This window comes from Rugamonas violacea (genome assembly GCF_016461825.1).
Lineage (GTDB): Bacteria > Pseudomonadota > Gammaproteobacteria > Burkholderiales > Burkholderiaceae_D > Rugamonas.
Map to the genome: position 1 here is coordinate 35,338 of NZ_JAEMNU010000138.1, position 26,680 is coordinate 62,017.

A 26,680-nucleotide genomic window follows, 5' to 3' on the forward strand; every position below is an offset into this window, starting at 1 on the left:
TCAATCCTCGAACTGGTTGCTCACGCGCATGGCCTCGGCCACCGTCGTGCGGCCCTCGACCACCAGCTGGACGGCGTGGCGGCGCAGGGTGTTGCCGGCCATCTGGGCGCCGGCCACCTTGAGGAAGTGCGAGGGGTCGTGGTGGTTGGCGGCGTCGACCACGGCGCCGGTCATCTCCAGCAGCTCGTAGACGCCGGTGCGGCCGCGGTAGCCCATGCCGTTGCAGTGCGAACAACCCTTGCCATGGAAGTAGTGGCCGCTGTCGGCCCGCTCGGCCAGCTCGGCGCGCAGCCATTCGATCTCGGCCGGCGTCGCCTGGTAGGGCGTGCTGCAGCTCTCGCAGATCACCCGCACCAGGCGCTGCGCCAGCACCGCCTGCAGCGAGCTGCCCACCATGTAGCGCGGCACGCCCATGTCCATCAGCCGCAGCGGCGTGCTCAGCGCGTCGTTGGTGTGCAGGGTCGACAGCACCAGGTGGCCGGTCATGGCGGCGCGCAGGCCGATCTGGGCGGTTTCCTGGTCGCGCATCTCGCCGACCAGCACGATGTCCGGGTCCTGCCGCAGCGCCGAGCGCAGCACGCGGGCGAAGCTCAGCTCGATCTTGTCGTTGACCTGCACCTGGTTGATGCCGGCCAGGCGGTACTCGACCGGGTCTTCGACGGTGATGAGTTTTTTCTCGACCGAGTTGAGCTCGGCCAGCGCGCAGTACAGGGTGGTGGTCTTGCCGCTGCCGGTCGGGCCGGTCACCAGCACCAGGCCGTTGGGACGGCGCACGATGGCGCGGAACTTCTCGACCATGGCGGCCGGCATGCCGATGGCGTCGAGCCGCAGCGTGGTGCCGCCCTGGTTGAGCAGACGCATCACCACCGACTCGCCGTACTGGGTCGGCATGGTCGAAATGCGCACGTCGATGCGCTGCTGCTTGACCCGCACGGCGAAGCGGCCGTCCTGCGGCAGGCGCTTCTCCGAGATGTCGAGGTCGGACATCAATTTGAGGCGCAGCGCCAGCGCCGGGGCGATCTTGATGTCGGTCTCGGTCTGCAGGTGCAGCACGCCGTCGATGCGGAAGCGGATTTGCAGCCGGCCCTCCTGCGGCTCGATGTGGATGTCCGAGGCGCGCACCTGGGTGGCGTCGTCGAACACCGACTGCAGCAGCTTGACGATGGGCGCCTCCTCCAGCCCCGGGTTGACGGCCAGCGCGCCGAAGTCGACCGAGACGTCGCCGATGTCCTGCTCCAGCTCGCGCGCCAGGTCGGTGATGTCCTCGGTGCGGCGGTAGATGCGGTCGATGGCGGCCAGCACCTCGGTCTCGTTGACCACCGCCAGCTCGATGTCCTGCTTGAGGATGCGGGCGATCTCGTCGTAGGCGAACAGGTCGGTCGGGTCGGACATGCCGACCAGCAGGCGGCCGTGGCGGTCCTCCAGCACCAGCGCGCGGAAGCGCCGCGCCTGCGTCTCGGGCAGCAGGCGGACGATCTCCGGGTTGATGTTGTAGAACTTCAGGTTCAGGTAGGGGATGGCCAGCTGGCGCGCCAGCGCGCCGGAGATCTGCTCCTCGCTGACATAGCCGTTCTCGATGAAGACCCGGCCCAGCTTGCGCCCGCTGCGCTTCTGCTCGGCCAGCGCCAAGCCCAATTGCTCCTCCGACAGCAGCTTCTGCTGCACCAGGATTTCCCCCAGTCGGACTTTTTCCGGCCTTGCCATACCCGCTCCGTTCGCATTGAAGAGCCGCCCGCGCGGCCGCGCCCTTGGTCGGCGGCCCGGTCCGGTGGCTCGATTGCGGCCATGCTAAGCCAGAAAAGCGTGCTTGTCGACAATCTGCGGCGGTATTTCGCTTTCTCCGCCGGAATGCGCCACGCCCCCGCTTTTCACTCTGCGATTTGCTCTGTTTCCCTAGGCAAACTCGCCAATATTGCGCTACAGTATGGGTCGCTCCTTCACTTGACCGCTCCATGACCGTTCCCGCCTTGCGCTTCCAGCACATCGTCAAGCGTTACGCCGAGCGCGGCGTGCTCGACGGCGTCGATCTGCAGGTCATGCCGGGCGAATTTTTCGGCCTGGTCGGCGTCAACGGCGCCGGCAAGACCAGCCTGATCAAGTGTCTGTTCGATTTTTGCGCGCTCGACGGCGGCGACATCGCCATCTTCGGCCAGCCGCACCGGCTGGCCGCCGCCCGCGCGCCGCTGAGCTTTTTGCCGGAGCGCTTCATGCCGCCCTACTACCTGACCGGCGCCGACTTCCTGCGCTACGTGCTGACGCTGCAACAGATCGCCTACGACGCCGAGGCGGTGGCGCGGCTCATGCACGCGCTCGACCTGGAGCCGGCCGCCCTGAAACGCACCGTGCGCGGCTACTCGAAAGGCATGACGCAAAAGCTCGGCCTGGCCGCCTGCCTGCTGGCGCGCAAGCCGATGCTGGTGCTCGACGAGCCGATGAGCGGACTCGACCCGAAGGCGCGCGCCCTGCTCAAGGACGAGCTGGCGCGCTGGCGCGCCGACGGCCACGGCCTGTTCTTCACCTCCCACGCGCTGGCCGACGTCGACGAGCTGTGCGACCGCATGGCCATCCTGCACCAGGGCCGCATCGCCTTCGCCGGCACGCCGGCGCAGTGCCGCGAACGCTACGCCGCCGCCAGCCTGGAGCAGGCCTTCATGCGCTGCATCGCCTAGGACCGGCCGCCATGTACCAGTCCCACTTCGGCCTGTCGCAGTCGCCGTTCGGCATCACGCCGAACCCGACCTTTTTCTATTCCGGCAACACCCGCGGCGAGATCCTGCAAGCCCTGCTGTACGTGGTTTGCCACGGCGAGGGCATCACCAAGGTCACCGGCGAGGTCGGCAGCGGCAAGACCATGCTGTGCCGCATGCTGGAGAGCCAGTTGCCGCCACACATCGAGGTGATCTACCTGGTCAACCCCAGCCTGTCGCCGCTGGAGGCGCTGTTCGCCATCGCCAGCGAACTGGGCCTGCAGCCGGACGGCAAGCGCGGCGACGAGGTGTTGCGCGAGCTGCACGCCGACCTGATCGGCAAGCACAGCGCCGGCCGCCAGGTGGTGCTGCTGGTCGAGGAGGCCCAGGCCATGCCGCTCGACACGCTGGAGGAAATCCGCCTGCTGACCAATCTGGAGACGGCCCACCACAAGCTGTTGCAGATCGTGCTGTTCGGCCAACCCGAACTCGACGAGCACCTGGATTTGCCGCATATGCGCCAGTTGAAGGAGCGCATCACCCACAGCTTCGAGGTGCCGGCCATGGCGCCCGAGCTGGTCGCCGACTTCCTCGACTTCCGCCTGCGCGCCGCCGGCTACCAGGGCGACGCGGCGTTCAGCGCGGCGGCGGCGCGGCTGATCGGGCGCACCTCGCAGGGCATTGTGCGGCGCATCAACATTCTGGCCGACAAGGCGCTGCTGGCCGCCTTCGCCGACGACAGCGCCACCGTGGAGGTGGCGCATGCGCGAAAAGCGATACAGGAAAGCCAGTTCGCAACCAAAAAAAGTATCATTTCGCCGCTCACCGCCGCCTTGTCGCTGGTGATCGTGTTGCTGCTGTGCGCCATCGGCTGGCTGGCGCTGCGCCCGCCGGCCGCGTCCGCGCCGGCGCCGGCGCTGTCGTTGGCACCGACATCGGCACCCTCGTTGGCCCCCGCCTTGGCGCCGTCGTTGGCAGCCTCGTCCGGCGCGGCGGCCAGCCGGCCGCCGCCGGCCACCAAGCCGGTCAAGCCGGCGGCCACGGCGGGGACGGCGGCGGCACTGGCCAGCGCCGAGCTGCTGCAGCAAACCCTGCGCGTCAGCGCGGCCTGGTTGCGCAGCGAACCCGGCGAGCGGCTCGGCCTGCAAATCGACAGCATCCCGCTGACCGACCGGGTTCGCCTCGAACGCTTCCTCGGCGACCTGCGCGACGCCGTCGGCCTGAGCCAGATCCACCTCTATCCGCAGCGCATCGGCGGCGTCCTGCAGATCGCCATCGTCTACGGCAGCTACCCCAGCCAGGCCCAGGCCGAGGCGGTGCAAACCTTGCTGGCCGGCCGCTGGACCTTCCGCCCGCAGATCCGCGCCGTCAAGACGATCCGCGCCGAGGTGCGGGCGATCTGTGGCGCGGCAGGTGAAAAAGAGCCGTTCAAGACGCTTATTTGCCCGATCGAGGGCCAATCATTTGCCGTAGGATCACAATTGTAAGATCATGGCTATTGAAAATCTACAACACCTTGCACAGCTCCGGGGGCTGAAACAACAATGAAAAAATTTTCCTCTCCCTTGCTTCCGGTGCTGTGCAGCGCCCTGCTGTCGGCCTGCGCCACGCGCAGCATGCCCAGCTCGCCGGCCCACATCACGGAGGCGCCGCGCGCCGTCGGCTCGATTCCCGAGACGGTGCAGCGCAGCACCGCCCTGCCGCCGCCCAAGGCCAGCGCCAAGGTGGAAACCTATAGCGTCACGGTGCACAAGGTGCCGGTGCAGTCGCTGCTGTTCGCCCTGGCGCGCGACGCCAGCCTGAACGTCGACATCCACCCCGGCATCGAAGGCACGGTGACCCTCAACGCGCTCGACCAGACGCTGCCCCAGTTGCTCAACCGCATCTCCAAGCAGGTCGACATGCGCTACGAGATCGACGGCAACAACCTGCTGGTGCTGCCCGACGCGCCGCACTGGCGCAACTACAAGGTCGACTACGTCAACATCGCGCGCAGCACCAGCAGCAGCGTCAACATCGCGACGCAGATCTCGACCACCGGCGGCGGCTCGAACAACAACAGCAGCACCGGCAGCAGCAACAGCCCGGGCACCAGCAACGGCAACAACAGCGCCGGCGGCAACAACAACTCGACGACCTCGGTGAACAACCGCTCGGAGAACAATTTCTGGTACACGCTGGAAAAAAACATCCGCGACATGCTGCGGCCGACCAACATCAACGACAATCTGACCGATCCGCTGGCGGCCTTCCACGACCAGTCGGCCGGCGCCCAGCCGCAGCAAGCACAGCAAGGGCAGCAAGGGCAGCAACAAGCGGCGCAACAGCAGGCGCAACAAGGCGGCATGCCGGGCATGCCCAACCAGCAGCCACAGCAGCCGATGCAGCAGCAACAGTACCAACCGCCGCCGCAGGCGCAATTCGACCCCGGCCAGTTCGGCCAGTCCGGCCAAGCCAGCCCGTCCGGCAAGGGCGGCAAGGCCAGCACCTCGGTGGTGGTCAACGTCGAGGGCGGCCTGATCGCCGTGCGCGCCACCGGCCGCCAGCACGAGAAGATCCAGGAATTTCTCGACATCGTGCTCGGCGCGGCCAAGCGCCAGGTGCTGATCGAGGCCACCATCATCGAGGTGCGCCTGGGCGACCAATACCAGCAGGGCATCAACTGGTCGAGCCTGAGCAACAGCGGCCTGCGCATGACCCAGGGCCAGGTCGGCCTCAACACCCTGCCGTCGGCCGTGGCGCCCGGCGTCTCGCCCGGCGTGTTCGTGCTCAACTACACCAATCCGACCTCGCGCCTGGGCAACATCGCCTCGACCATCCAGTTGCTCGAATCGTTCGGCAAGGTGAAAGTGCTGTCGAGCCCGAAAATCAGCGTGCTGAACAACCAGACCGCGCTGCTCAAGGTGGTCGACAACAACATCTTCTTCACCATCAAGGTGACGCCGGCGGTGCGTTCGAGCGACGGCAACACCATCACCACGCCGGCCACCTACGAGTCGCGGCTGGAAACGGTGCCGGTCGGCTTCGTCATGAGCGTGACGCCGCAGATCGCCGAAAACGACGAGGTGACCCTCAACGTGCGCCCCACCATCACCCGCATCGTCGGCTATGTGCAGGACCCGAATCCGGCGCTGGCCGAGGGCAAGGTGGTCAGCAAGGTGCCGGTGATCCAGGCGCGCGAACTGGAATCGATCATGAAGGTGGCCAGCGGCCAGGTGGCGGTGATGGGCGGCCTGATGCAGGACTCGGTCGACAACAGCAAGGACGGCGTGCCCGGCCTGAGCTCGCTGCCGGTGGTCGGCGACCTGTTCGCCTACCGCAATGAGAACAACACCAAGACCGAGCTGGTCATCTTCATGCGGCCGGTGGTGGTCAAGGACGCCAGCCTGAACGGCGACTACAAGGACTTCCGTTACATGTTGCCGGACCAGCAAGCGCTGAACCGGCAACCGTACGGCGAAGCGGCCGCGCCGGCCGCTGGAGGTCGCCCATGAGCTTATTGATGCAGGCCTTGAAGAAGGCCGAACGTGCCAAACAGAACAGCAGCCCGGAGGCCGAGCTGGAGAAACCATCGGAGGCCTTCGACGAGGTGCTGTCGCTGGCCCCGCTCGAACAGCCGGCCGCCGCGCCGCGCGCCGAGTCGGCCGGGCTGAGCCTGTCGCCGCTGGCCGAGGCCGGCCTGACGCCGCCGCACACGCCGCCGCACACGCTGATGAACACGCCGATGCACACGCCGCAGAGCACGGCGCCCTCGCCGTCGTCGGCGGCGGCACCGACTGCGCCGCTCGAATTCGCCGTCGACGGCCTGCCGCCGATTCCAGTGCTGAACGTGGCCGCCGAGGTGATCCACGACCCGGTGCCGCCGCAAGCCAGGCACCATGGCGCCGAGCCGGCCGCCGCGCCGGCCGCCAGCCACGCGCCGGCGCAGGGCAACGCCGGCGGCCAGCCGGGCCACGCCGCCGGCGCCGCCAAAGCCAGCGCCGCCAAGCCGGCGCCGCGCAGCGGCGCGCGCGCCCGCGCCGCCGCGCCGGCCGAGGCCAGGGCCGGCCTCGAACCGGCCACCTTGCGCCTGATCGGCCTGGGCAGCCTGGCCGCCGTGATCGCGCTGGTGTTCGGCTATATGTATTGGCAGGGCGTGTACGGCAGCGGCTCCGGCGCCCGCCTGCCGATGGTGCCGATGCCGCCGCTCAACGCCACCGGCGCCACCGGCGCCACCGTGGTGGTGGCCGCGCAGCAAGACGGCGCCGCCGAGTCGACACCGGCGCCGGCCGAAGCGGCAGCCGCGCCGCCGCGCGAAGCCCTGATGGCGCAGCAACTGGCCGAGGCGCAGGCGCGCCTGCAACAACTGGCGCAGGCGCCGCCGGCGCCGCGCGCCGAGGCACTGCCGCCGGTGGTGGCGGCCGACAGCGGCGACATCAAGGTGCAGCGCCACCACGTCGCGCCGCAACTCAACCCGGCGCTGCAGAGCGGCTACCAAGCCTTCAACGGCGGCGACCTGGCCCAGGCGCGCGAGCAGTACGACGCCGTGCTGCGGCAGGACCAGAACAACCGCGACGCCCTGCTCGGCCTGGCCGCGCTGGCGCTGCGCCAGCGCCAGGACCAGCAGGCCGCCGGCCTGTACGCCCGCCTGCTCGAACTCGACCCCAACGACGCCGAGGCGCTGGCCGGCCTGATCGGCCTGCGCCAGGGCGACCCCGGCCAGAACGAACTGCGCCTGAAGAAGCTGCTGCAGGGCGCGCCCGACTCGGCGCCGCTGCTGTTCGCGCTGGGCAACCTGTACGCCCGCCAAGGCCGCTGGCCCGAGGCCCAGCCGCTCTACTTCAACGCCTTCGGCGCCGCCCCGGCCAACGCCGACTACGCCTTCAACCTGGCCGTCGCGCTGGACCGGCTGAACCAGCCCAAGCTGGCGCTGAACTACTACCAGCGCGCGCTGGCGCTGGCCCAGAGCGGCCCGGCCAACTTCGACCCGGCGGCGCTGCGCCGCCGCACCCAGGAGCTGGGCGCCGCCGCGGAGGCGGCCGGCACGGGCGCGCCGACGCGCTGAGCGCGGCCGCCGCAGCACCCCCGACAGCACAGGACAACACGGCATACCACTACATGGCAGAACAAGCAAAACTCCCGCTCGGCAAACTGCTGATCCAGAAAGGCGTCATCAGCGAGGACCAGCTGCGCATCGCGCTGATCGAGCAAAAGCGCAGCAACGAGCCGCTCGGCAAGCTGCTCATCACGCTCGGCTTCGTCACCGAGGCGACGGTGCGCGAGGCGCTGTCGGAAAACCTCAAGCAGCAGACCGCCGACCTGGGCAACCTGGTGGTCGACGCCATCGCCCTCAAGCTGATCCCCAAGGAGGTGGCCAAGCGCTACCGCGTCTTCCCCATCGTCTACGAGCGGCACAGCGACAACCTGATCCTGGCGATGGCCGACACCAGCAACATCGTCGCGCTCGACCAGATCAGCGCGATGCTGGTCAAGGGCATCACGGTGACGCCGCTGCTGGTCAACGATTCCGACATCTCGCGCGCGATCGACCAGTACTACGGCTTCGAGCTGTCGATCGACGGCATCCTGCACGAGATCGAAACGGGCGAGGTCAACTACCAAAGCCTGGGCACCGTGTCCGACGAGTACAGCCAGCCGATGGTGCGGCTGATCGACGCGCTGCTGGCCGACGCCGTGCAGAACGGCGCCTCCGACCTGCACTTCGAGCCGGAGCAAAGCTTCCTGCGCATCCGCTACCGCATCGACGGCATCCTGCGGCAGATCCGCAGCCTGCACAAGTCCTACTGGCCGGCCATGGCGGTGCGGCTCAAGGTCATCAGCAACATGAACATCGCCGAGACCCGCGCGCCGCAGGACGGCCGCATCTCGATCAAGTTCTCCGGCCGGCAGATCGACTTCCGCGCCTCGGCCCAGCCGACCACCCACGGCGAGAATTTCGTGCTGCGCGTGCTCGACCGGCAAAAAGGCATCGTCCCGCTCGACGGCCTCGGCCTGGGCGAGGACGAGCTGAGCCTGCTCAAGCTGATGATCGCCCGGCCCGACGGCGTGATCCTGGTGACCGGCCCGACCGGCAGCGGCAAGACCACCACGCTGTATTCGATCCTCAACCACATCAACACCGAGAGCGTCAACATCATGACGCTGGAGGACCCGGTCGAGTACCCGATGAACATGATCCGGCAGACCTCGGTCAACGAGTCGGCCAAGATGGGCTTCGCCGAGGGCATCCGCTCGATGATGCGGCAGGACCCGGACATCATCCTGGTCGGCGAGATCCGCGACAAGGAGACCGCCGAGATGGCCTTCGCCGCCGCCATGACCGGCCACCAGGTGTATTCGACGCTGCACACCAACTCGGCGATCGGCTCGGTGTCGCGCCTGCTCGACATCGGCATCGTGCCCGACATCATGGCCGGCAACATCATCGGCATCGTCGCCCAGCGCCTGGTGCGCAAGCTGTGCCCGCACTGCCGCGCGCCGGCCCGGGCCGACGCGCTGGAACGGCGCCTGCTCGGCCTGGCCGTCGAGGACGAGGGCGAGGGCGGCGGCGCCGAGCAGGCGCCGCGCACCATCTACCGCGCCGTCGGCTGCGAGCGCTGCGCCCACCAGGGCTACAAGGGGCGCATCGCGATCATCGAGCTGCTCAAGATGAGCGCCGAGCTCGACGAACTGGTGGCGCGCCGCGCCTCCTCGCGCGAGCTGAAGAACGCCGCCGCCGCCGCCGGCTTCCACTCGCTGGTCGACGACGGCGTGCGCCGCGTGCTCGAGGGCATCACCACGCTCGACGAGGTGGCGCGCGTGGTCGACCTGACCGACAGGCTCGCCTGATGCCGCAATACATCTACCGCGCCATGGACGCCGCCGGGCAAATGCTGCCGGGGAATATGGACGCCGCCAACGAGCCCGACCTGGAACTGCGCCTGCACCGCATGGGGCTCGACCTGATCGACTGCCGCGCCACCGGCCAGCGCGTGGTGGCGCTGGGCCGGCGCGAGATCAATCGCGGCGACCTGATCAACTTCTGCTTCCACATGGAGCAGCTGACCGGCGCCGGCGTGCCCATCCTCGAAGGCCTGGGCGACCTGCGCGACAGCCTGGACCACCCGCGCTTCCGCGAGATCATCACCGACCTGATCGAGAACATCGAGGGCGGCCTGCAACTGTCGGCCGCGCTGGCCGCCTACCCCGAGGTGTTCGACCTGACCTTCACCAGCCTGATCACCGCCGGCGAGCAGAGCGGCAAGCTGGCCGAGGTGTTCAAGAACCTGTCGGAGAGCCTGAAGTGGCAGGACGAGCTGGCCGCCCAGACCAAGAAGATCGTCATGTACCCGGCCGTGGTGGCGGTGGTGGTGATCGGCGTGACCTTCTTCCTGATGATCTACCTGGTGCCGCAGCTGACCGCCTTCATCAAGAACATGGGCAACGAGCTGCCGCTGCACACCAAGGTGCTGATCGCCGTCTCCAACGTCTTCATCGCCTACTGGTACGTGCTGCTGGCGCTGCCCTTCGCCGCCTGGTTCGGCCTGCGCGCCTGGCTGGCGCGCAGCGAGGCGGCGCGCTACGCCTTCGACGCCTTCAAGCTGCGCACCTGGCTGATCGGGCCGGTGCTGCACAAGATCATCCTGGCCCGCTTCGCCACCTTCTTCGCCATGATGTACGCCTCCGGCATCACCATTTTGGAGTGCATCCGCCTGTCCGAGGGCATCGTCGGCAACCGCGTCGTCGCCGCCGGCCTGCGCCGCGCCGCCCAACTCATTTCCGAGGGCCAGGGGGTGACGGCGGCGTTCCAGAACACCGGCATCTTCCCGCCGCTGGTGATCCGCATGCTCAAGGTGGGCGAGGCCACCGGCGCCCTCGACGGCGCGCTGCGCAACGTCAGCTACTTCTACAACCGCGAGGTCAAGGAGATGATCGAGAAGGTGCAGGCGATGATCGAGCCGGCCATGACGGTGATCCTGGGCCTGCTGCTGGGCTGGATCATGCTGTCGGTGCTGGGGCCGATTTACGACACCATCAGCAAGATCAAGACCTGAGGCCGCCGTGTTCCGAAAACAATTATTCTATTTGAGCAGCGAACAGTTGTGCGCCTACCAGTGGCACGCCGGCGCGCTGTCGGCGCCGCAGCGCTTCGCCGCCGACCGCGCCGGCATCGACGCCTTCATGGACTACGTCGAGGCGCAGGGCGACGTCCCGGTCTACCTGCTGGCCGACCTGATCGAGGAAGACTTCCAGCGCCAGTTGCTGCCCCACGTCGGCGGCCGCGGCGGCCGCCGGCTGCTGGCGCGGCGCCTGCTGCAACACTACCGCGACACGCCGTTCCGCCACCTGAGCATCCAGGGTCGCGCCAGCGAAGGCCGGCGCGACGACATCGTGCTGCTGTGCGCGCTGACCAACCCCGCCGTGGTGCAACCCTGGGTGGCCGCGCTGGAACAGTTGAAGGCGCCGCTGGCCGGGCTGTACTCGGCCACCTTGCTGAGCGGCGCCCTGCTGCCCAAGCTGGCGCCGGGCGAGGAGCACCTGCTGCTGGTGAGTCAGCAATCGGCCGGCCTGCGGCAGAGCTACTTCCAGCGCGGCCAGCTGAAGTTCTCGCGCCTGACCCTGGCCGTCGACCGCGACGGCGCGCCGGTCAACCTCGCCGCCGAGACCGGCAAGACCCAACAGTTCCTGACCAGCGTGCGTCTGCTCGGCCGTGGCGACGTGCTGCACACGGCGATCCTGACGCCGGCCGAACAGATCGCCCGGTTGCAGGAGCTGTGCCAGGACGGGCCGGAAACGGCCTACCGCTTCCTCGCGCTGGAGGACGCCGCCGCCGCCGTCGGCCTGGCCCGGCCCGGCGCGCTGGCCGAGCCGCTGCTGCTGCACCTGCTGGGCCGCGCCGCGCCGGCCAGCCATTACACCTTGGGCGAGGCGCGCCGCTACTTCCAGCTGCGCCGGGCCCGCCTGGCGATGCTGGCGGCCAGCGCCGCGCTGTGCGCCGGCGCCCTGCTGTGGGTCGGCGCCAACCTGTGGGACTACCGCCAGGCCGACGCGGCGGCGCTGCAACTGCACGCCGAGGCCGCACAGTTCGACGCGCGCTACCGTGGCGTCATGGCCGACCTGCCGCCGGCGGTGGCGCGCACCGCCAGCATGAAGGCCGCCGTCGAGACCGAACGCATGCTGGCGGCGCAGGGGCCGTCGCCGCAGGCGTTGCTGACACTGGTCAGCGCGGCGCTGGAACGGGCGCCGCAGGTCCAGCTCAGCCAGCTCGACTGGCGCGTCAAGGTGGCCTTGCCGGCGCCGGCCGCCGCCAACGGCGCGCCGCCCGGCGCCGAGCCGGCCGCCGCCGCGCCGCTGCCGGCGCTGCTGGTCGGCATTCCGCAACGGCCGGCGCAGAGCTTGCACATCGAGGCGGAGATCGCCGTGGTGCAGGACAATTACCGCAGCGTGCTCGACAGCATGAACCGCTTCACCCAGGAGCTGGCGCGCCAGCCCCGGCTGCTGGTCGAGATCGAGCAGCAGCCGCTCGACACCCGCCCCAACGCCAAGCTGAGCGGCAAGGCCGGCAGCGGCAGCGTCGAGGGCAAGGCCAAATTCACCCTCAACCTGACGTGGCAACCATGAGCAGCCATCCCCTCCCCGGCAAGAAGGCGGCCGCCAGCCGCGTCGCGCTGCCCTACTGGTTGCGCGAGTTCGGCCGCATCCGCCTGGCCACGGCGGCGCTGGCCGGCACGCTGGGCATAGGCGCGGCCGCCGTGTTCGCCAGCCAGTGGCACCGCGACGGCGCGCTGCAGGCGCGCGAGCAGGCCCAGCAAACCCGCGACGCCGCCTACACCCGCTTCTCCCAGGTCGAAACGGAGAAACGCGAGATCCGCGCCTACCAGCCGCGGTTCCTGGCCCTGCGCAACAAGGGCTTGATCGGGCCGGGCAAGCGGCTCGACTGGATCGAAGCGGTGCGCCAGGTGCAGGAACGGCGCAAGCTGCTGCCGCTCAGCTACGAGATCGCGCCGCAGCAGGCCTTCGCGGCGGCGCCGCCGATGGCCGCCGGCGACTACCAGCTGCGCGGCAGCCGCATGACGCTGCACATGGAGTTGCTGCACGAAATGGACCTGTTCAATTTTATCGACGACCTGCGCCAGTACGCCCTCTTCACCGTGCAGGACTGCAACATCAAACGCCAGGCCGGCGCCGTCAACGTCGCCACCTCGGCGATGCTGGCGGCCGACTGCACCTTCAACTGGCTGACGCTGGCGCCCGCCGAGGCGGCGCCGGCGGCCGGCGCGCAGAAGGGGGCGCCATGAAGTCCACCATGAAGTCCAACCGCACCGCCCACAGCGCGCGCGGCCGCCTGAGCATCAACATCGACATCGGCGCCGCGTCGCCGGCCTTGGCGGCGGCCGGCGCCATGCTTCTGGCCCTGGCCCTGGCCCTGGCCCCCAGTGAGGCGCACGCCGCCGCGCCGCTGGGCCGCCTGTTCAGCACGCCGGCCGAACGCGCCCAGCTCGACCAGCGCCGCGCCGGCGCCGCCCTGCCGCTGGCGCCACCGGCCGAGGCCGCGCCGCCGGCGGCCGCCGCCGGCGCCGAGGCGCCGCCCGACAGCATGGTGCTGAACGGCGTCGTGCGGCGCAGCAGCGGACGCAGCACCGTCTGGCTCAACCAGGTGCCGCAGGAGGACCAGCAAAACCGCCTGCGCCCCGCCGCCGGCAACGGCGCGCCGGCACTGCAACTGCAACTGCCCTCGGGCCGCCAAGTGATCCTGCGCGCCGGCCAGCGCTATGAAACCGACAGCGGCAGCGTCAAGGAAGTCAACCAGCCCTAGGCAAACCGCGCCGGCCACCGGCGCGGCCAACACATCCACCATGAAAACACAGCAATCCGGATTCACCCTGGTCGAAATCGCCATCGTGCTGGTCATCGTCGGCCTGATCATCGGCGGCTTGGTCACGCCGCTGGCGGCCCAGTTGGAACAGCGCAAGGTCAGCGAGACCCAGCGCGCGCTCGACGAGGCCAAGGAGGCGCTGTACGGCTTCGCCCTGCGCAACGGTTACCTGCCCTGCCCGGCCGTGTCGGCCAGCAACGGCCTGGAGGACCGCAGCGGCGCCAACTGCAGCGACGACAAGCGGCTCGGCTACCTGCCCTGGGCCACGCTGGGCCTGGCCAAGCTGGACGCCTGGAACCACCTGTACCGCTACAGCGTCTCGCCGGCCTTCAGCAGCAGCAGCCCAGTGTTCACCCTGCGCAGCGCGCGCGACATCACCGTCGCCACGCGCGACGGCAGCGGCGCGCTGGCGCCGGCCACCGGCGTCAACGACACCGTCGCCGTGCTGTTGTCGCACGGCCGCAACGGCTACGGCGCCACCAGCGAGCAGAACACCGTGCTGGCCGACCGCTCCGCCAACAACCCCGACGAGAAGACCAACCTGGGCGGCGATGGCCGCCAGTACATCGCCCGCTCCAGCAACGACAACCTCAACGCGCCGGGCGGCGAGTTCGACGACATCGTCGTCTGGATCAGCCCCAACATCCTGTACAACCGCATGGTGGCCGCGCAGAGGTTGCCATGAACCTGACGCCGCCGCGCTTGCCGCTGCTGCGCCCGGCGCTCACCATCGCCCGCTACACCCTGCTCGAAGCGCTGCGCAACCGGCTGCTGTGGCTGTTCGCGCTGGCCGCGCTGGGCGCCTTGGGCGCCGCCGCCTTCGCCGCCCAACTGGCCCTGACCGAGCAGCGCGCGCTGCAGGGTGCGCTGCTGGCGGCCCTGCTGCGCCTGGCCGCCGCCGCGCTGCTGGCCGGCTTCGTGGTCAGCAGCATGGTGCGCGAGGCCGACGACAAGGGCCAGGAACTGCTGCTGGCGCTGGCGCTGCCGCGCGCCGTCTACCTGTTCGGCAAGCTGGCCGGCTTCGCCGCGCTGGCGCTGCTGCCGGCGCTGCTGTACGGCGGTCTCGGCCTGCTGGTCGCGCCGCCGGCCCAGGCCGCGCTGTGGGGCGCCTCGCTGTTGTGCGAGTTGTGGATCGTCGCCGCCTTCAGCCTGTTGTGCGTGCTCGGCCTGGGCCAGGTGGTGCCGGCGCTGGCCGCCTGCGCCGGCTTCTACCTGCTGGCGCGGCTGATCGACACGCTGCAACTGCTGGCCCACCAGGGCGGCGCGGCGGCCGCGCCGGCGCAACGCGCGCTGGCCTTCGGCATCGACGCGCTGGCGCTGCTGCTACCGCACCTGGCGCGCTTCACCCGCAGCGACTGGCTGGTCTACCACGGCGGCACGGCGGCCGAGCTGCTGGCCGTGGCGGCGCAGAGCGCGATCTACCTGGCGCTGCTGGCCGGCGCCGCGCTGGTCGACCTGTACCGCAAGAGCGTCTGATGGCGCCCAAGCCCTGGTCGGCCGTGCCGCGCGCCGCGCCGCTGCTGCTGGCGGCGGCGCTGGCGCTGCAACTGGGCTGGCAGCTGGCGGCGCCGCCGGCCGGCCGCGCCGTCGCCGCCTTGCCGCCGGCGCCGCCGTTGGCGCTGCTGCGTCTGGCCGGACTGGGCGAATCGGCCGCGCTGTCGCGCCTGCTGGTGCTGTATGTGCAGGGCCTCGACGAGCAGAACGGTGTCAGCCAGCCCTGGCGCACGCTCGACTACGCCACGCTGCTGGATTGGCTCGACCGCGCGCTGGCGCTCGACCCGCGCAGCCAGTATCCCTTGCTGGTCGCCAGCGAGGTGTACGGCGCGGTCGACGATCCGCTGCGCTCGCGCCTGATGCTCGACTTCGTCTACCGCCACTTCGGCGCCGACCCGAACCGGCGCTGGCCGTGGCTGGCCCACGCCGCCATCGTCGCGCGCCACCGCCTGCACGACCTGCCGCTGGCGCGCCGTTACGCCCAGGCCATCCGCCAGCAGGCCGACGGCCCCGGCGTACCGGCCTGGGCGCGCGAACTGGAGTTGTTCGTGCTGGAGGATATGAACGAGCTCGACGCGGCGCGCAAGCTGATCGGCGCGCTGCTGCACGACGGCCTGATCACCGATCCGGCCGAGCTGCGCTTCCTGGCGCGCCGGCTCGACGCGTTGGCGGCCCCAGCACCCACTCCACCCGCTGCGCCCACCCCGTCCGCCGCGCCACGGCGCGCGGCGGCGCCGGTGCTGGCGCCGCCACCGCCACGCTGAGCGGAGCCGCCCCCGCCTTGGCCCTTCTCCTTGGCCCTTCTTTATGATGCGCAATGAGTCCAAGAATTGTAGAATAGCCTTATGTCACGAAAGGAATCCCTTATGCAACGCACCCCCGCGCGAGTCCAAGCCCAAGCCGGCTTCACTCTGGTGGAAATCGCCATCGTCCTGGTCATCATCGGCCTGCTGCTCGGCGGCGTGCTCAAGGGCCAGGGCCTGATCGACAGCGCCAAGGTGAAGAACATCATCCAGCAGTCGAACTCGCTGTCGGCCGCCGTCAACGCCTACCAGGACAAGTTCCGCGCCCTGCCCGGCGACGACGTCCAGGCCACGCTGCACGCGCCGTCCGCCACCGGCAACGGCAACGGCGACGGCCAGATCGCCGAATACCAGCTGGCGCCGCAACACTTGGCGCTGGCCGGCTTCATCACCGGTTCCTACAACGGCAGCACCGACTTCATGACCAGCGCCCAGGGCGGCGCCGTGTACATCTACAACGACATCGTCGCCGGCCGTGGCGGCAACGGCATCCGCTTCGACAACCTGCCCGACTCCTTCGCCGAGCAGATCGACAGCAAGCTCGACGACGGCAAGTTCAACACCGGCTCGGTGCGCGCCACCGGCAACTACACCAACAACGGCAGCATCGTCAGCCGCACCGCGCTGTTCTTCTAGGTTCCCCGCCACCGCCGCGCCGGCCCGCGCGGCGGACGCGGCCACCGCAGGCCGCCATGTCCGCCAGCCCTTCGTCCAAGCTCAAACCGCCGTGCCCGCGTCGCCACAGCCGGCGTGAAAAATATTCGACGGATAAAAGTACGCCCGTTCTTTTTTCGGCTAGAATGGTCTTCTAACTAGACCGCAGGAGACACCATGTTCGAAGAGTTCATCGGCACCAAGGCCGTATCGGCGCGCCACCAGTTCGACGTCGCCGCGCTCGACGCCTACCTCGCCGCCCACATCGCCGACTACCCGGCCGGCCCCTTGACGGTCGAGCAATTCAAGGGCGGCCAGTCGAACCCCACCTTCAAGCTGAGCAAGGGCGCGCAGCATTATGTCTTGCGCACCAAGCCGGCGCCGGCCGCCAAGCTGCTGCCCTCGGCCCACGCCATCGAGCGCGAGTACCGCGTGATGGACGCGCTCAGCAAGGCCGGCTTCCCGGCCGCCCGCCAATACGCCCTGTGCACCGACGAGGACGTCATCGGCCGCGCCTTCTACGTGATGGAGTTCGTCGAGGGCCGCGTGCTGTGGGACCAGGCCCTGCCCGGCATGACGCCGGCCGAGCGCACTGCCATCTACGACGAGATGAACCGCGTCATGGCGCAGTTGCACACCATCGATTACGCCGCCATCGGCCTGGCCGACTACGGCAAGCCGGGCAATTACTTCGCCCGCCAGATCGAGCGCTGGAGCAAGCAGTACCTGGCCGCGCAGACCGAGAGCATCGCGGCGATGGACCAGTTGATCGCCTGGCTGCCGCAGCACATTCCGGCCGGCGACGACACCGCCATCGTGCACGGCGACTACCGCCTCGACAACCTGCTGTTCCACCCCACCGAGCCGCGCATCCTGGCGGTGCTGGACTGGGAACTGTCGACCCTGGGCCACCCCTTCGCCGACTTCTCCTACCACTGCATGAGCTGGCACATCGAGCCGGGCCAGTTCCGCGGCGTCGCCGGCCTCGACCTGAAGGCGCTGGGCGTCCCCACGCAACAGGAGTACATCGCCCGCTACGCCGAGCGCAGCGGCAAGACCATCCGCTTGGAGGACTTCAATTTCTACCTGGCCTTCAATATGTTCCGCCTGGCCAGCATCATGCAGGGCATCATGAAACGCTACGTCGACGGCACCGCCGCCAGCGCCCAGGCCTTGGAGTCGGGCAAGATGGCGCGGCCGATGGCCGAGCTGGGCTGGGCCTACGCCTGCGGCAAACCGATCTGAGCAGTTCCACCACACGACAGGGGAGACAGGCATGGATTTCGCGTATTCGGAGCGCTGCAAGGCGCTGCAGGAAAAATTGCTGGCCTTCATGGGCCAGCACATCTACCCCAACGAGCAAGCCTTCAAGCAGGAGGTCGACCGCAACGGCGCCGAGCGCGGCAACCGCTGGATTCCCACCGAGCTGATCGAACGGCTCAAGCCGCTGGCGCGCCAGCAGGGCCTGTGGAATCTGTTCCTGCCCAAGTCGGCGCGGGCGCCCGAGGGCCTGTCCAACCTCGACTACGCGCCGCTGTGCGAGATCATGGGCCGGGTACCCTGGGCGCCCGAGGTGTTCAACTGCGCCGCGCCGGACACCGGCAACATGGAGACCATCGAGCGCTACGGCACGGAGCAGCACAAGCGGCGCTGGCTGGAACCGCTGCTGCGCGGCGAGATCCGCTCGGCCTTCGCCATGACCGAGCCGGGCGTCGCCTCGTCGGACGCCACCAACATCGAAACCCGCATCGAACGCGACGGCGACGACTACGTCATCAACGGCCACAAATGGTGGATTTCCGGCGCCGGCGATCCGCGCTGCCAGTTGTTCATCACCATGGGCAAGACCGATTTCCAGGCCGCCCGCCACGCCCAGCAGTCGATGCTGCTGGTGGCGGCCGACACGCCCGGCATCAGCATCGTCCGCCCGCTGCCGGTGTTCGGCTATGACGACGCGCCGCACGGCCATTGCGAGATCCGCTTCGAGAATGTCCGCGTGCCGGCCAGCGACATCCTGCTCGGCGAGGGCCGCGGCTTCGAGATCGCCCAGGGCCGCCTCGGCCCCGGCCGCATCCACCACTGCATGCGCGCCATCGGCGTGGCCGAGCGCGCGCTGCAACTGATGTGCCTGCGCCTGCAGGCCCGCAGCGCCTTCGGCAAGCGCCTGGCCGACCAGGGCGTGTGGCGCGAACGCATCGCCGAGGCGCGCATCCAGATCGACACGGCACGCCTGCTGACCCTGAAAACGGCCTACATGATGGACACGGTCGGCAACAAGGGCGCCCAGGCCGAGATCGCCATGATCAAGGTGCTGGCGCCCAATGTGGCGCAGCAGGTGCTCGACTGGGCGATCCAGGCGCACGGCGCGGCCGGCGTGTCGGACGACTTCCCGCTGGCCTACCAGTGGGCCGGCAACCGCACGCTGCGCCTGGCCGACGGTCCCGACGAGGTGCACCGCAACGCCGTCGCCAAGCTGGAGCTGGCCAAGTACGCCGCCGCCAAGGAAGACCTGGGCCTGCCGATCACCCGCAGTTGAGTCCGCCGCACGGCCGCGCCGTGCCGCCTGGTGCGTGGCACATTTGCCACGGCCGCGCGCTCGCCACAGCAGGCCGGCGGCGCGCGCCGCCGGCTTTCCCCCTCCCCCGCCATGAGCCGTGACCGGCGCGGTGTTTTTTCGCCGCAACGGCGCCGCGCACCTTCCGCAAAGCGCCCGGCTCGGATAGTATTTTGGTGCAAGCATTCCACTCGCACGCCAGCCGGCGCCACTTTGACGCCGCTGCAACAGGGGTTTTCGCAGTGCAAGAAAAACGCCGCCCGACCCTGCTCTCGATCCGCTCGCACTTCGTGCTGCTGGCGCTCGCCTGCGTGCTGCCGGCGCTGCTCGCCATCGGCGCGCTGGCGCAGCGCGCCCACCAGCGCGAGCTGTTCGACCTGATGCAGGACACCGGCCAGACCGCCCGCTCGGTGGCCGGCGCCATCGACCGCGAGCTGGCGCAGAGCCAAGGCGCCCTGCTCGCGCTGGCCGGCTCGCCCAGCCTGGCCGACGGCGACCTGGGCGCCCTGCGGCGCCAGGCGCAGGCCCTGGTGGCCGAGCTGCCGGTCGCCTATTTTCTGCTGAGCAAGGCCGACGGCGAGCAGCTGATGCTGGTGAACAAGGAAACCCTGCCGCCGCCCGCCGCCCTGTCGCCGGCCAGCAACGCCGCCCGGCTGGCGCCACTGTTCGCCGCGCCCCGGCCGGCGGCGGCGGCCCGACTGACGCTGCACCAGGACGGCCTGCTCGCCCTCGACTTGACGGTGCGCCTGGCCGGCCGCGACGGCTACGCCCTGAGCGCCGTGTTCCAGCCGGGGCGCCTGGCCCGCATCCTCGACGACGAGCCGGTGGCGCCGGCGCTGAGCATCCTGCTGCTCGACGCCACCGGCGCCGCCGTGGCCCAGTCCGGCCCCGGCCCGGCCTGGACCGAACAGCCCGCCGCGCCCCAGCTGCGCGAAGACATGCGCTACGCCAGCGAAGGCCTGCTCGACACCCGCAGCGGCGACGGCACGGCGGTCTTCCTCGGCTTCCACCGCGCCGCGCTGAGCGGCGCCACCGTCGTCGTCAGCACGCCGCAGATGCGCGCCGACCAGGCGCTGCTGCAAATGCTCAAGCCGCTCGCCCTGCTGCTGGCGCTGCCGCTGCTGGCCGGCCTGACGCTGGCCTGGCTGCTGGCGCGCCGCATCGGCCGCGCCGTGCGCGCGCTGGCCGCGCCGGCCCAGGCGCTGGCCAGAGGCGCCCCGTTGGCCCTGGCCTCGACCGGCTGCCGCGAGACCGAGGTGGTGGCCGACGCCCTGCGCGCGCTGGAGACCGACCTGCTGCGCCACCGCCACCAGCTGGAAAGCCTGGTGCAGCAGCGCACCGCCGCGCTGGAACGCTCCAGCGCCCTGCTGGAAACCGTCTACGCCACCGCCCCGGTCGGCCTCAGCTATGTCGACCCGCAGCTGCGCGTGGTGCGCATCAACGACTATCTGGCGGCGGTCAACGGCCGCCCGGTCGAGGAGCACCTGGGCAAGCCGATCGCCGACATGATCGCCGACCCCGAGGCGCGCCGCGCCGTGCTGGAGCACTACCGCCAGGTGATCCAGAGCGGCCGGCCGCTGACCGGCATCGCCCTGAGCGGCACCGCGCCCGGCTCGCCCAACCAGCTGTGCCACTGGGTGCTGAGCTACTACCCGCAGTTCGGGCCGGACGGCGTGCTGCGCGCCATCAGCGCCCTGCTGCAGGACATCACCACGCAGAAAAACACCGAGGCCCAGCTGCGCCAGTCGAAGCAGTTGTTCAAATCGGTGGTGGAGAACATGCCGGCGATGTTGTTCGTCAAGCGCGCCGACGACCTGCGCTACGAAATGTTCAACCGCCACGGCGAGCTGCTGCTCGGGCGCAACCGCGAGGAGTTGCTCGGCAAGACCGACGACGAGTTGTTCCCGCCCGCCCAGGCCGCCGCCTTCGCCGCCGCCGACCGCCACGTGCTGGCCACGCGCCAGGTCAGCGAGACCGAGCAGGAGCAGGTCAGCACCGCCAGCGGCGAGCTGCGCCTGCTGACCACGCGCAAGGTGGCGCTGCGCGACGAGCAGGGCCGCGCCACCCACATGCTGGGCATCGCCATCGACGTCACCGAGCGCATGCAGGCCGAGCAGAACCTGCGCGCCACCACCGAGCGGCTGGCGCGCAGCGAACACTTCATCCGCACCATCACCGACAACCTGCCCGGCATGGTCGCCTACTGGGACGCCGCGCTGCGCTGCCGCTTCGCCAACCGCTACTTCCTCGACTGGCACGGCAGCGACGCCGAACGCATCGACGGCGCCACCATGCCGGACGTGCTCGGCGCCGCCGCCTTCGACCAGCAGCGCCACTACGTCGAGGGCGCGCTGGACGGCCGGCCGCAGGGCTATGCCGGCGAGCTCAGCTGGCCCTCCGGCGACACCAGCCACACCTGGACCAATTTGATCCCCGACTTCGACCAGGCCGGCGTGGTGCGCGGCATCTTCGTGCTGGTGGCCGACGTCAGCGCGCTCAAGGAGAGCCAGTTGCACCTGCAGGAGCTGAACGACGAGCTGGTGCTGGCGCGCGACCGCGCCGAGGCGGCCAGCCGGGCCAAGAGCGAGTTTGTCGCCAACATGAGCCACGAGATCCGCACGCCGATGAACGCCATCGTCGGCCTGACCAGGCTGCTCGGCGAAACGGTGCAGGGCGTGCACGCCCAGGGCCACCTCGACAAGATCGAGCAGGCCACCCACGCCCTGCTCGACCTGGTCAACGACGTCTTCGACGTCTCGCGCATCGAGGCCGGCCAAATGGCGCTGACCCAGGCCCCGTTCGCCCTCGACGAGCTGCTCGACGGCGTCGCCACGCGCTTCGCCGACGAGGCCTGGGCCAAGGGCGTCGAGCCGGTGTTCGCCATCGCGCCGGGCGTGCCGGCCATGCTGCTGGGCGACGCCGCGCGGCTGCAACAGGTGCTGCTCAAGCTGTTCGGCAACGCCATCAAGTTCACCGCCGCCGGCGAAGTGGTGCTGACGGTGCGCCCGGCGCGGCGCGGTTGCGCTTCCGGCCGTGGCCATGACGCCGGCCTTGGCAGCGCCGGGCGGGCGGGCGACAGCGAGCACAGCGACGACAACGAGCGCAGCAGCGGCATCGACAGCGACATCGACATCGAGGATGGCGGCATCGCCCTCGAATTCCTCGTGCGCGACACCGGCATCGGCATCCCGGCCGATCAACAGCAGCACATCTTCGAGGCCTTCTACCAGGGCGATGGCAGCAGCAGCCGGCGCTACGGCGGCACCGGCCTCGGCCTGGCGATCGGCCGCCGTCTGGCCGACCTGATGGGCGGCGCCATCGAGGTGCGCAGCGAGCCCGGCCAAGGTGCCGAGTTCCGCTTCACTTGCACGCTGGGCCGCGTCGCGGCGGCCGCGCCGGCGCCGGCCATCCCGCCGCTGGCCGTGCTGGTGGTCGACGACAACGCCAGTGTCCGCGCCGCGCTCGGCGACATCTGCGTCCGCTTCGGCTGGCGCGCCAGCTGCGCCGCCGACGGCGCCGCCGCGCTCGAACTGTTGCGTGGCCCGGCGCGCTTCGACCTGCTGCTGCTCGGCCGGGCCTGGACCGGCCTGGACGGCGCCGCCACGCCGGCGCTGCCGCCGGTGCTATGGCTGGCGGCCGGCGCCGCCGCCGGTTCCGCCGATTCCGCCGGTTCCGCCGCCGCCACCGGCCTGACACCGGCCGGCGTGCTGCGCAAGCCGGTCACCCCCGGCCGGCTGCTGGCGGCGGTGGCGGCCCTGCGCGGCGCGGCGCCCGCACCGGCGCCCGAGGCGCGCCCGCGCACGCCGCTGGCCGGCCGCCTTACCGGCCTGCGCATCCTGCTGGTCGAGGACAACGAAATCAACCAGGAGGTGGCCCAGTTCATCCTGCACCATGCCGGCGCCAGCGTCGATATCGCCGCCAACGGCGAGCGCGCCGTCGCCCTGCTGCGCGCCGACCCGCAGTGTTACGACGCCGTGCTGATGGACATTCAGATGCCGGTGATGAACGGCTACGAGGCGGCTGCAGCGATCCGTCAGCTGGGCCTGGCGGACCTGCCGCTGATCGCCATGACCGCCAACGTGATGGACGAGGACCGCGCCCGCGCCATCGCCGCCGGCATGGACGCGCACCTGCCCAAGCCGATCGACGCCGAGCATTTGGTGGCCACGCTGGCCCGCCTGACGCGGTCGGCGGCACCACGGGTAGCGACGGCGACGGCGACGACGGCAGCGGCAGCGGCAGCAGCGGCAGTGGCAAGCGCGACGGCGATGGCGCAACGCGCCGCCACGCCGCTGACGGCGGCAACCTCCAGCGCGGTGCCGCCGGCGCTGGCGCCGGCCGGCATCGACCTGGCGCCGGCCCTGCAAAGGATGGGCGGCGACCATGCCGCATTGTCGGCCCTACTCAAACGCTTCGCCGCCAGCAACGGCGACACCGTCGGCGCCCTGCGCGCGCTGTTGGTCGAGGCGCACCGCGACGAGGCCAAACAACAACTGCATCGACTGCGCGGCGTGGCCGCCAACCTGGGCGCGGCCGACGTCGCCCGCCACTGCGCCCAGGCAGAGGCGGCGCTGGCGCCGAGCGGCACCGCCGCCGCCCTGGAGACGGCGCTCTGCGCCTTGGAAGCGGCGCTGGCGGTGGTGCGCGCCAGCGCCCACGCCCTGCCCGCGCCGGCGAGCACGGCATTGCCCGCGGTCACGGACAGTGACGCCATCCCATTGAAGCTAGCGCTAGCGGAATTCCAGACTTTGCTTCAAAATAACAACCTACATGCGCTGGCGCGCTTCCACGCCCTGCGTCCGGCGCTGGTGGCGCAACATTACGATGGCAACGCCCTGGCCGCCGCCCTCGAGACACTGGACTTCCCGCGCGCCCACCAACTGGTGGACGAGCTGTTGCAGCGAAAGGACTGGGCATGAGCTGGACCAACCTGGCCACCAACGGACGCATCCTGGTGGTCGACGACGCGATGGAGAACATCCAGATCCTACACCAGGCCTTGCGCGGCGAGCACGACGTGTTGTTCGCGCTGAGCGGTGAAAAAGCGCTCGAATTGGCCCACCAGCAGCTCCCCGACCTGATCCTGCTCGACGCCATGATGCCCGGCATGGACGGCTACGCGGTCTGCGCCGCCCTGCAGGAGTCGGCCGCGACGCACGACATCCCGGTCATCTTCGTCACCGCCCTGAGCCAGCCGGAGGACGAGACGCGCGCGCTGGAGGCGGGCGCGGTCGACTTCATCAGCAAGCCGTTCAACATCGCCGTGGTGCGCGCCCGCGTGCGCACCCAGCTGACCGTCAAGCGCCAGGCCGACGCGCTGCGCGAGCTGACCTTGACCGATGCGCTGACCGGCGTGGCCAACCGGCGCAGCTTCAACGACACGCTGGAGAACGAATGGCGCCGCTGTGCCCGCTCCGGCGCGGCGCTGGCGCTGATCATGATCGACATCGACCACTTCAAGCGCTACAACGACCTGTACGGCCACCAGGCGGGCGACCTCTGCCTGCAGCAGGTGTGCGACGCCATGCGCCGCTGCGCCAGCCGGCCGCAGGACCTGCTGGCGCGCTTCGGCGGCGAGGAGTTCATCTTGTTGTTGCCGGAGGAGGAGTTGACCGGCGCCAGCGCGGTGGCGCAGCGCCTGCTCGACGAGGTGACGGCCGCCGCCCTGCCCCACGCCGCCTCGCCGACCGGCGCGCTGGTCAGCGTCAGCATGGGCGTGGCGGCGACGCGGCCGCGCGCCGGCAACGACACCAGCGGCCTGATCCGCACCGCCGACGCGCTGCTGTACCGCGCCAAGCACACCGGCCGCAACCGCTTTTGCGCCAGCGGCCACGACTGAGCACCGGCCGCGCCGGGGGCCGCGACTGAGCGCCGCCTGCGCCAGCGGCCACGACTGAGCACCGGCTGCGCCGGCGGCCACGACTGAGCGCCGCCTGCGCCAGCGGCGCCAAAACCACCCAGCGGCAACTGCCGGGGTCGGACCCTCGGGGTCCGACCCCAGTCTCAGCCGCTGGGGTTTCTCGCCGCCGCCGCTTACGCCTCAGTAGCGCCGCATCAGGAATTCGGCCACGCAGACCGGCTTGGCGCCGCCCTCGCGCTCGATCACCACGCCCCACTCGACCTGCGCGCCGCCCTCGATGTCCTCGATGGCCTGGATCGTCAGGCGCGCCCGCAGCCGGCTGCCGACCGGCACCGGGGCCGGGAAGCGCACCTTGTTGAGGCCGTAGTTGATGCCCATCTTCATGTCCGCCAGGTGCAGCGCGTTGACCAACATGCTGGGCACCAGCGCCAGCGTCATGAAGCCGTGCGCCACCGTGCCGCCGAACGGCGACTCGCGCGCCGCCCGCTCGGCGTCGACGTGGATCCATTGATGGTCGCCGCTGGCCTCGGCGAACAGGTCGACGCGCTGCTGGCTGATCTCCACCCAGTCGGACACGGCCACCTCCTGCCCGACCAGGGCCTTCATCGCCTCCAGCGTGGCCAGCTCACGCATAACGGGCGAAGCCGGGCTGGGCGATGAAGCGCTCCAGATGGTGGTCGGCGTCGCCCAAGGTCAGCGCTATCATGCTCAGGCGCTTGAAGTGGTGGGCCGCCGGCAGTTCGTCGGTGACGCCCATGCCGCCGTGCAGTTGCACCGCCTGCTGGCCGACGAAGGTGGCCGCCTGGCCGACGCGCACCTTGGCCGCCGAGACCACGCGGCGGCGCTCCTCGGCGTCGCCCGAATCGACCTTGACGGCGGCCAGCATGGCCATCGAACGGGCCTGTTCGAGGTGGATGAACATGTCGGCCATGCGGTGCTGCAGCGCCTGGAACTTGCCGATCGGCGCGCCGAACTGCGCCCGCGTCTTCAGGTATTCCAGCGTGGCGGCGAAGATCGCGTCCATCGCGCCGACCGCCTCGGCGCACAACAAGGTGGCGCCGTAGTCGGCCGCCGCGTCGAGGATGTCCCAGCCGGCGCCGGCCGCGCCCAGCAAGGCCGAGGCCGGCACGCCGACCCGGTTCAGCGTGACCGTGGCGGCGCGCTGGCCGTCGATGGTGCGGTAGTCGCGCACGCTGACGCCGGCGCTGCCGGCCGGCAGCAGGAACAGCGAGATGCCGTCCGTGTCGCGCTGGGCGCCGGCGCTGCGCGCGGAGACGATCAGCGCGCCGGCCTGGCCGCCGTGGACGACCACGGTTTTCGTGCCGTCGAGCACGAAGCCGGCGTCGCCGGCCGTGGCCAGCGTCTTGATGTCGTGCAGGTCGTGGCGCGCCTGCTGTTCGCCCAGCGCGCAGGCCAGCTTGAGCTCGCCGCTGGCGACCTGTTGCAGCGCCGCCTCGTGGCCGCCGGCCAGGCTCAGGAAGCGCGCCCCCAGCACCGTGGCCAGGTAGGGCTCGACCACCAGGCCGCGCCCCAGCTCCTGCATCACCAGCAGCAGGTCGACCGCCGTGCCGTCGAAGCCGCCTTGCGCCTCGGCCACCGGCAAGGCCGTCATGCCCAGTTCGCTCAAGGTGGCCCAGGCCGCGTCGGACACGCCGGCCGGCGAATGGATGATCCGCTGGCGCGCGGCGAAGCCGTAGTCCTTGTCGACCCAGCGGCGCAGGGCGTCGGCGAATTGCTTCTGTTCTTCTTTGAAAGTAAAGTCCATGCCTGTCC

The 26,680-nt window shown here is 70.3% G+C and carries 20 protein-coding genes; 17 read left to right on the forward strand and 3 right to left on the reverse strand.

All coding sequences use genetic code 11. The features are described 5' to 3' along the window. Positions 1-1,704: a GspE/PulE family protein gene (locus H7U20_RS25805; RefSeq protein ID WP_199762009.1), complete on the reverse strand. Its 1,704-nt coding sequence runs from the start codon at positions 1,702-1,704 to the stop codon at positions 1-3. 248 nt (positions 1,705-1,952) lie between these two features. Between H7U20_RS25805 and H7U20_RS25810 the strand changes: the two genes are divergently transcribed. From H7U20_RS25810 to H7U20_RS25890, 17 genes are all read left to right on the forward strand, one after another. Further along, the gene (locus tag H7U20_RS25810) at positions 1,953-2,669 is read left to right on the forward strand and encodes an ABC transporter ATP-binding protein (RefSeq protein ID WP_199762010.1); all 717 of its coding nucleotides are present in this window, start codon (positions 1,953-1,955) and stop codon (positions 2,667-2,669) included. Positions 2,670-2,680: 11 nt separating this feature from the next. Further along, positions 2,681-4,174 (forward strand): ExeA family protein, encoded by a 1,494-nt coding sequence (locus H7U20_RS25815; RefSeq protein WP_199762011.1) that lies wholly within the window; start codon positions 2,681-2,683, stop codon positions 4,172-4,174. A 57-nt stretch (positions 4,175-4,231) separates the two neighbouring features. Then, positions 4,232-6,181 carry a pilus (MSHA type) biogenesis protein MshL gene (gene mshL / locus H7U20_RS25820; RefSeq protein ID WP_199762012.1) on the forward strand — a complete coding sequence of 650 codons (1,950 nt, stop codon included), beginning with the start codon at positions 4,232-4,234 and terminating at the stop codon, positions 6,179-6,181. After that, positions 6,178-7,731 carry a tetratricopeptide repeat protein gene (locus tag H7U20_RS25825; protein WP_233411092.1) on the forward strand — a complete coding sequence of 518 codons (1,554 nt, stop codon included), beginning with the start codon at positions 6,178-6,180 and terminating at the stop codon, positions 7,729-7,731. The genes mshL and H7U20_RS25825 overlap by 4 nt, the downstream gene beginning before the upstream one ends. Before the next feature lie 53 nt (positions 7,732-7,784). Further along, positions 7,785-9,515: a GspE/PulE family protein gene (locus H7U20_RS25830; protein ID WP_199762013.1), complete on the forward strand. Its 1,731-nt coding sequence runs from the start codon at positions 7,785-7,787 to the stop codon at positions 9,513-9,515. Beyond that, positions 9,515-10,720, forward strand: coding sequence for a type II secretion system F family protein (locus H7U20_RS25835; RefSeq protein ID WP_199762014.1), 1,206 nt, complete (start codon positions 9,515-9,517; stop codon positions 10,718-10,720). The genes H7U20_RS25830 and H7U20_RS25835 overlap by 1 nt, the downstream gene beginning before the upstream one ends. Positions 10,721-10,727: 7 nt before the next feature. Beyond that, positions 10,728-12,287 (forward strand): hypothetical protein, encoded by a 1,560-nt coding sequence (locus H7U20_RS25840; protein ID WP_199762015.1) that lies wholly within the window; start codon positions 10,728-10,730, stop codon positions 12,285-12,287. After that, a complete protein-coding gene (locus tag H7U20_RS25845) occupies positions 12,284-12,964 on the forward strand; it encodes a hypothetical protein (protein WP_199762016.1) in 681 nt (226 codons plus the stop codon). Before H7U20_RS25840 ends, H7U20_RS25845 begins: the two co-directional genes overlap by 4 nt. Then, positions 12,961-13,482: a hypothetical protein gene (locus H7U20_RS25850; RefSeq protein WP_199762017.1), complete on the forward strand. Its 522-nt coding sequence runs from the start codon at positions 12,961-12,963 to the stop codon at positions 13,480-13,482. Before H7U20_RS25845 ends, H7U20_RS25850 begins: the two co-directional genes overlap by 4 nt. A 40-nt stretch (positions 13,483-13,522) precedes the next feature. Further along, positions 13,523-14,227 carry a type II secretion system protein gene (locus H7U20_RS25855; RefSeq protein WP_199762018.1) on the forward strand — a complete coding sequence of 235 codons (705 nt, stop codon included), beginning with the start codon at positions 13,523-13,525 and terminating at the stop codon, positions 14,225-14,227. Beyond that, the gene (locus H7U20_RS25860; RefSeq protein ID WP_199762019.1) at positions 14,224-15,018 is read left to right on the forward strand and encodes an ABC transporter permease; all 795 of its coding nucleotides are present in this window, start codon (positions 14,224-14,226) and stop codon (positions 15,016-15,018) included. The genes H7U20_RS25855 and H7U20_RS25860 overlap by 4 nt, the downstream gene beginning before the upstream one ends. Then, complete coding sequence (locus tag H7U20_RS25865; RefSeq protein WP_233411093.1) at positions 15,018-15,800, forward strand: hypothetical protein; 783 nt, start codon at positions 15,018-15,020, stop codon at positions 15,798-15,800. The genes H7U20_RS25860 and H7U20_RS25865 overlap by 1 nt, the downstream gene beginning before the upstream one ends. Positions 15,801-15,902: 102 nt before the next feature. Next, positions 15,903-16,475, forward strand: coding sequence for a prepilin-type N-terminal cleavage/methylation domain-containing protein (locus H7U20_RS25870; protein WP_199762020.1), 573 nt, complete (start codon positions 15,903-15,905; stop codon positions 16,473-16,475). Positions 16,476-16,670: 195 nt separating this feature from the next. Then, positions 16,671-17,738, forward strand: a complete 1,068-nt coding sequence (locus tag H7U20_RS25875; protein ID WP_199762021.1) for a phosphotransferase — start codon at positions 16,671-16,673, stop codon at positions 17,736-17,738. A gap of 31 nt (positions 17,739-17,769) precedes the next feature. Continuing rightward, positions 17,770-19,029, forward strand: coding sequence for an acyl-CoA dehydrogenase family protein (locus tag H7U20_RS25880; RefSeq protein WP_199762022.1), 1,260 nt, complete (start codon positions 17,770-17,772; stop codon positions 19,027-19,029). A gap of 260 nt (positions 19,030-19,289) precedes the next feature. Next, a complete protein-coding gene (locus H7U20_RS25885; protein WP_199762023.1) occupies positions 19,290-23,966 on the forward strand; it encodes a PAS domain-containing protein in 4,677 nt (1,558 codons plus the stop codon). Further along, on the forward strand, positions 23,963-24,886 hold the full coding sequence (locus tag H7U20_RS25890; protein WP_199762024.1) for a diguanylate cyclase domain-containing protein: 924 nt from the start codon (positions 23,963-23,965) through the stop codon (positions 24,884-24,886). The genes H7U20_RS25885 and H7U20_RS25890 overlap by 4 nt, the downstream gene beginning before the upstream one ends. A gap of 201 nt (positions 24,887-25,087) precedes the next feature. Here H7U20_RS25890 and H7U20_RS25895 read toward each other — a convergent pair whose 3' ends face one another. Both H7U20_RS25895 and H7U20_RS25900 read right to left on the reverse strand, forming a co-directional pair. Further along, positions 25,088-25,540, reverse strand: a complete 453-nt coding sequence (locus H7U20_RS25895) for a MaoC family dehydratase (RefSeq protein WP_199762025.1) — start codon at positions 25,538-25,540, stop codon at positions 25,088-25,090. Beyond that, positions 25,533-26,672 carry an acyl-CoA dehydrogenase family protein gene (locus H7U20_RS25900; RefSeq protein WP_199762026.1) on the reverse strand — a complete coding sequence of 380 codons (1,140 nt, stop codon included), beginning with the start codon at positions 26,670-26,672 and terminating at the stop codon, positions 25,533-25,535. The genes H7U20_RS25895 and H7U20_RS25900 overlap by 8 nt, the downstream gene beginning before the upstream one ends. Between the last annotated feature and the right edge of the window lie 8 nt (positions 26,673-26,680).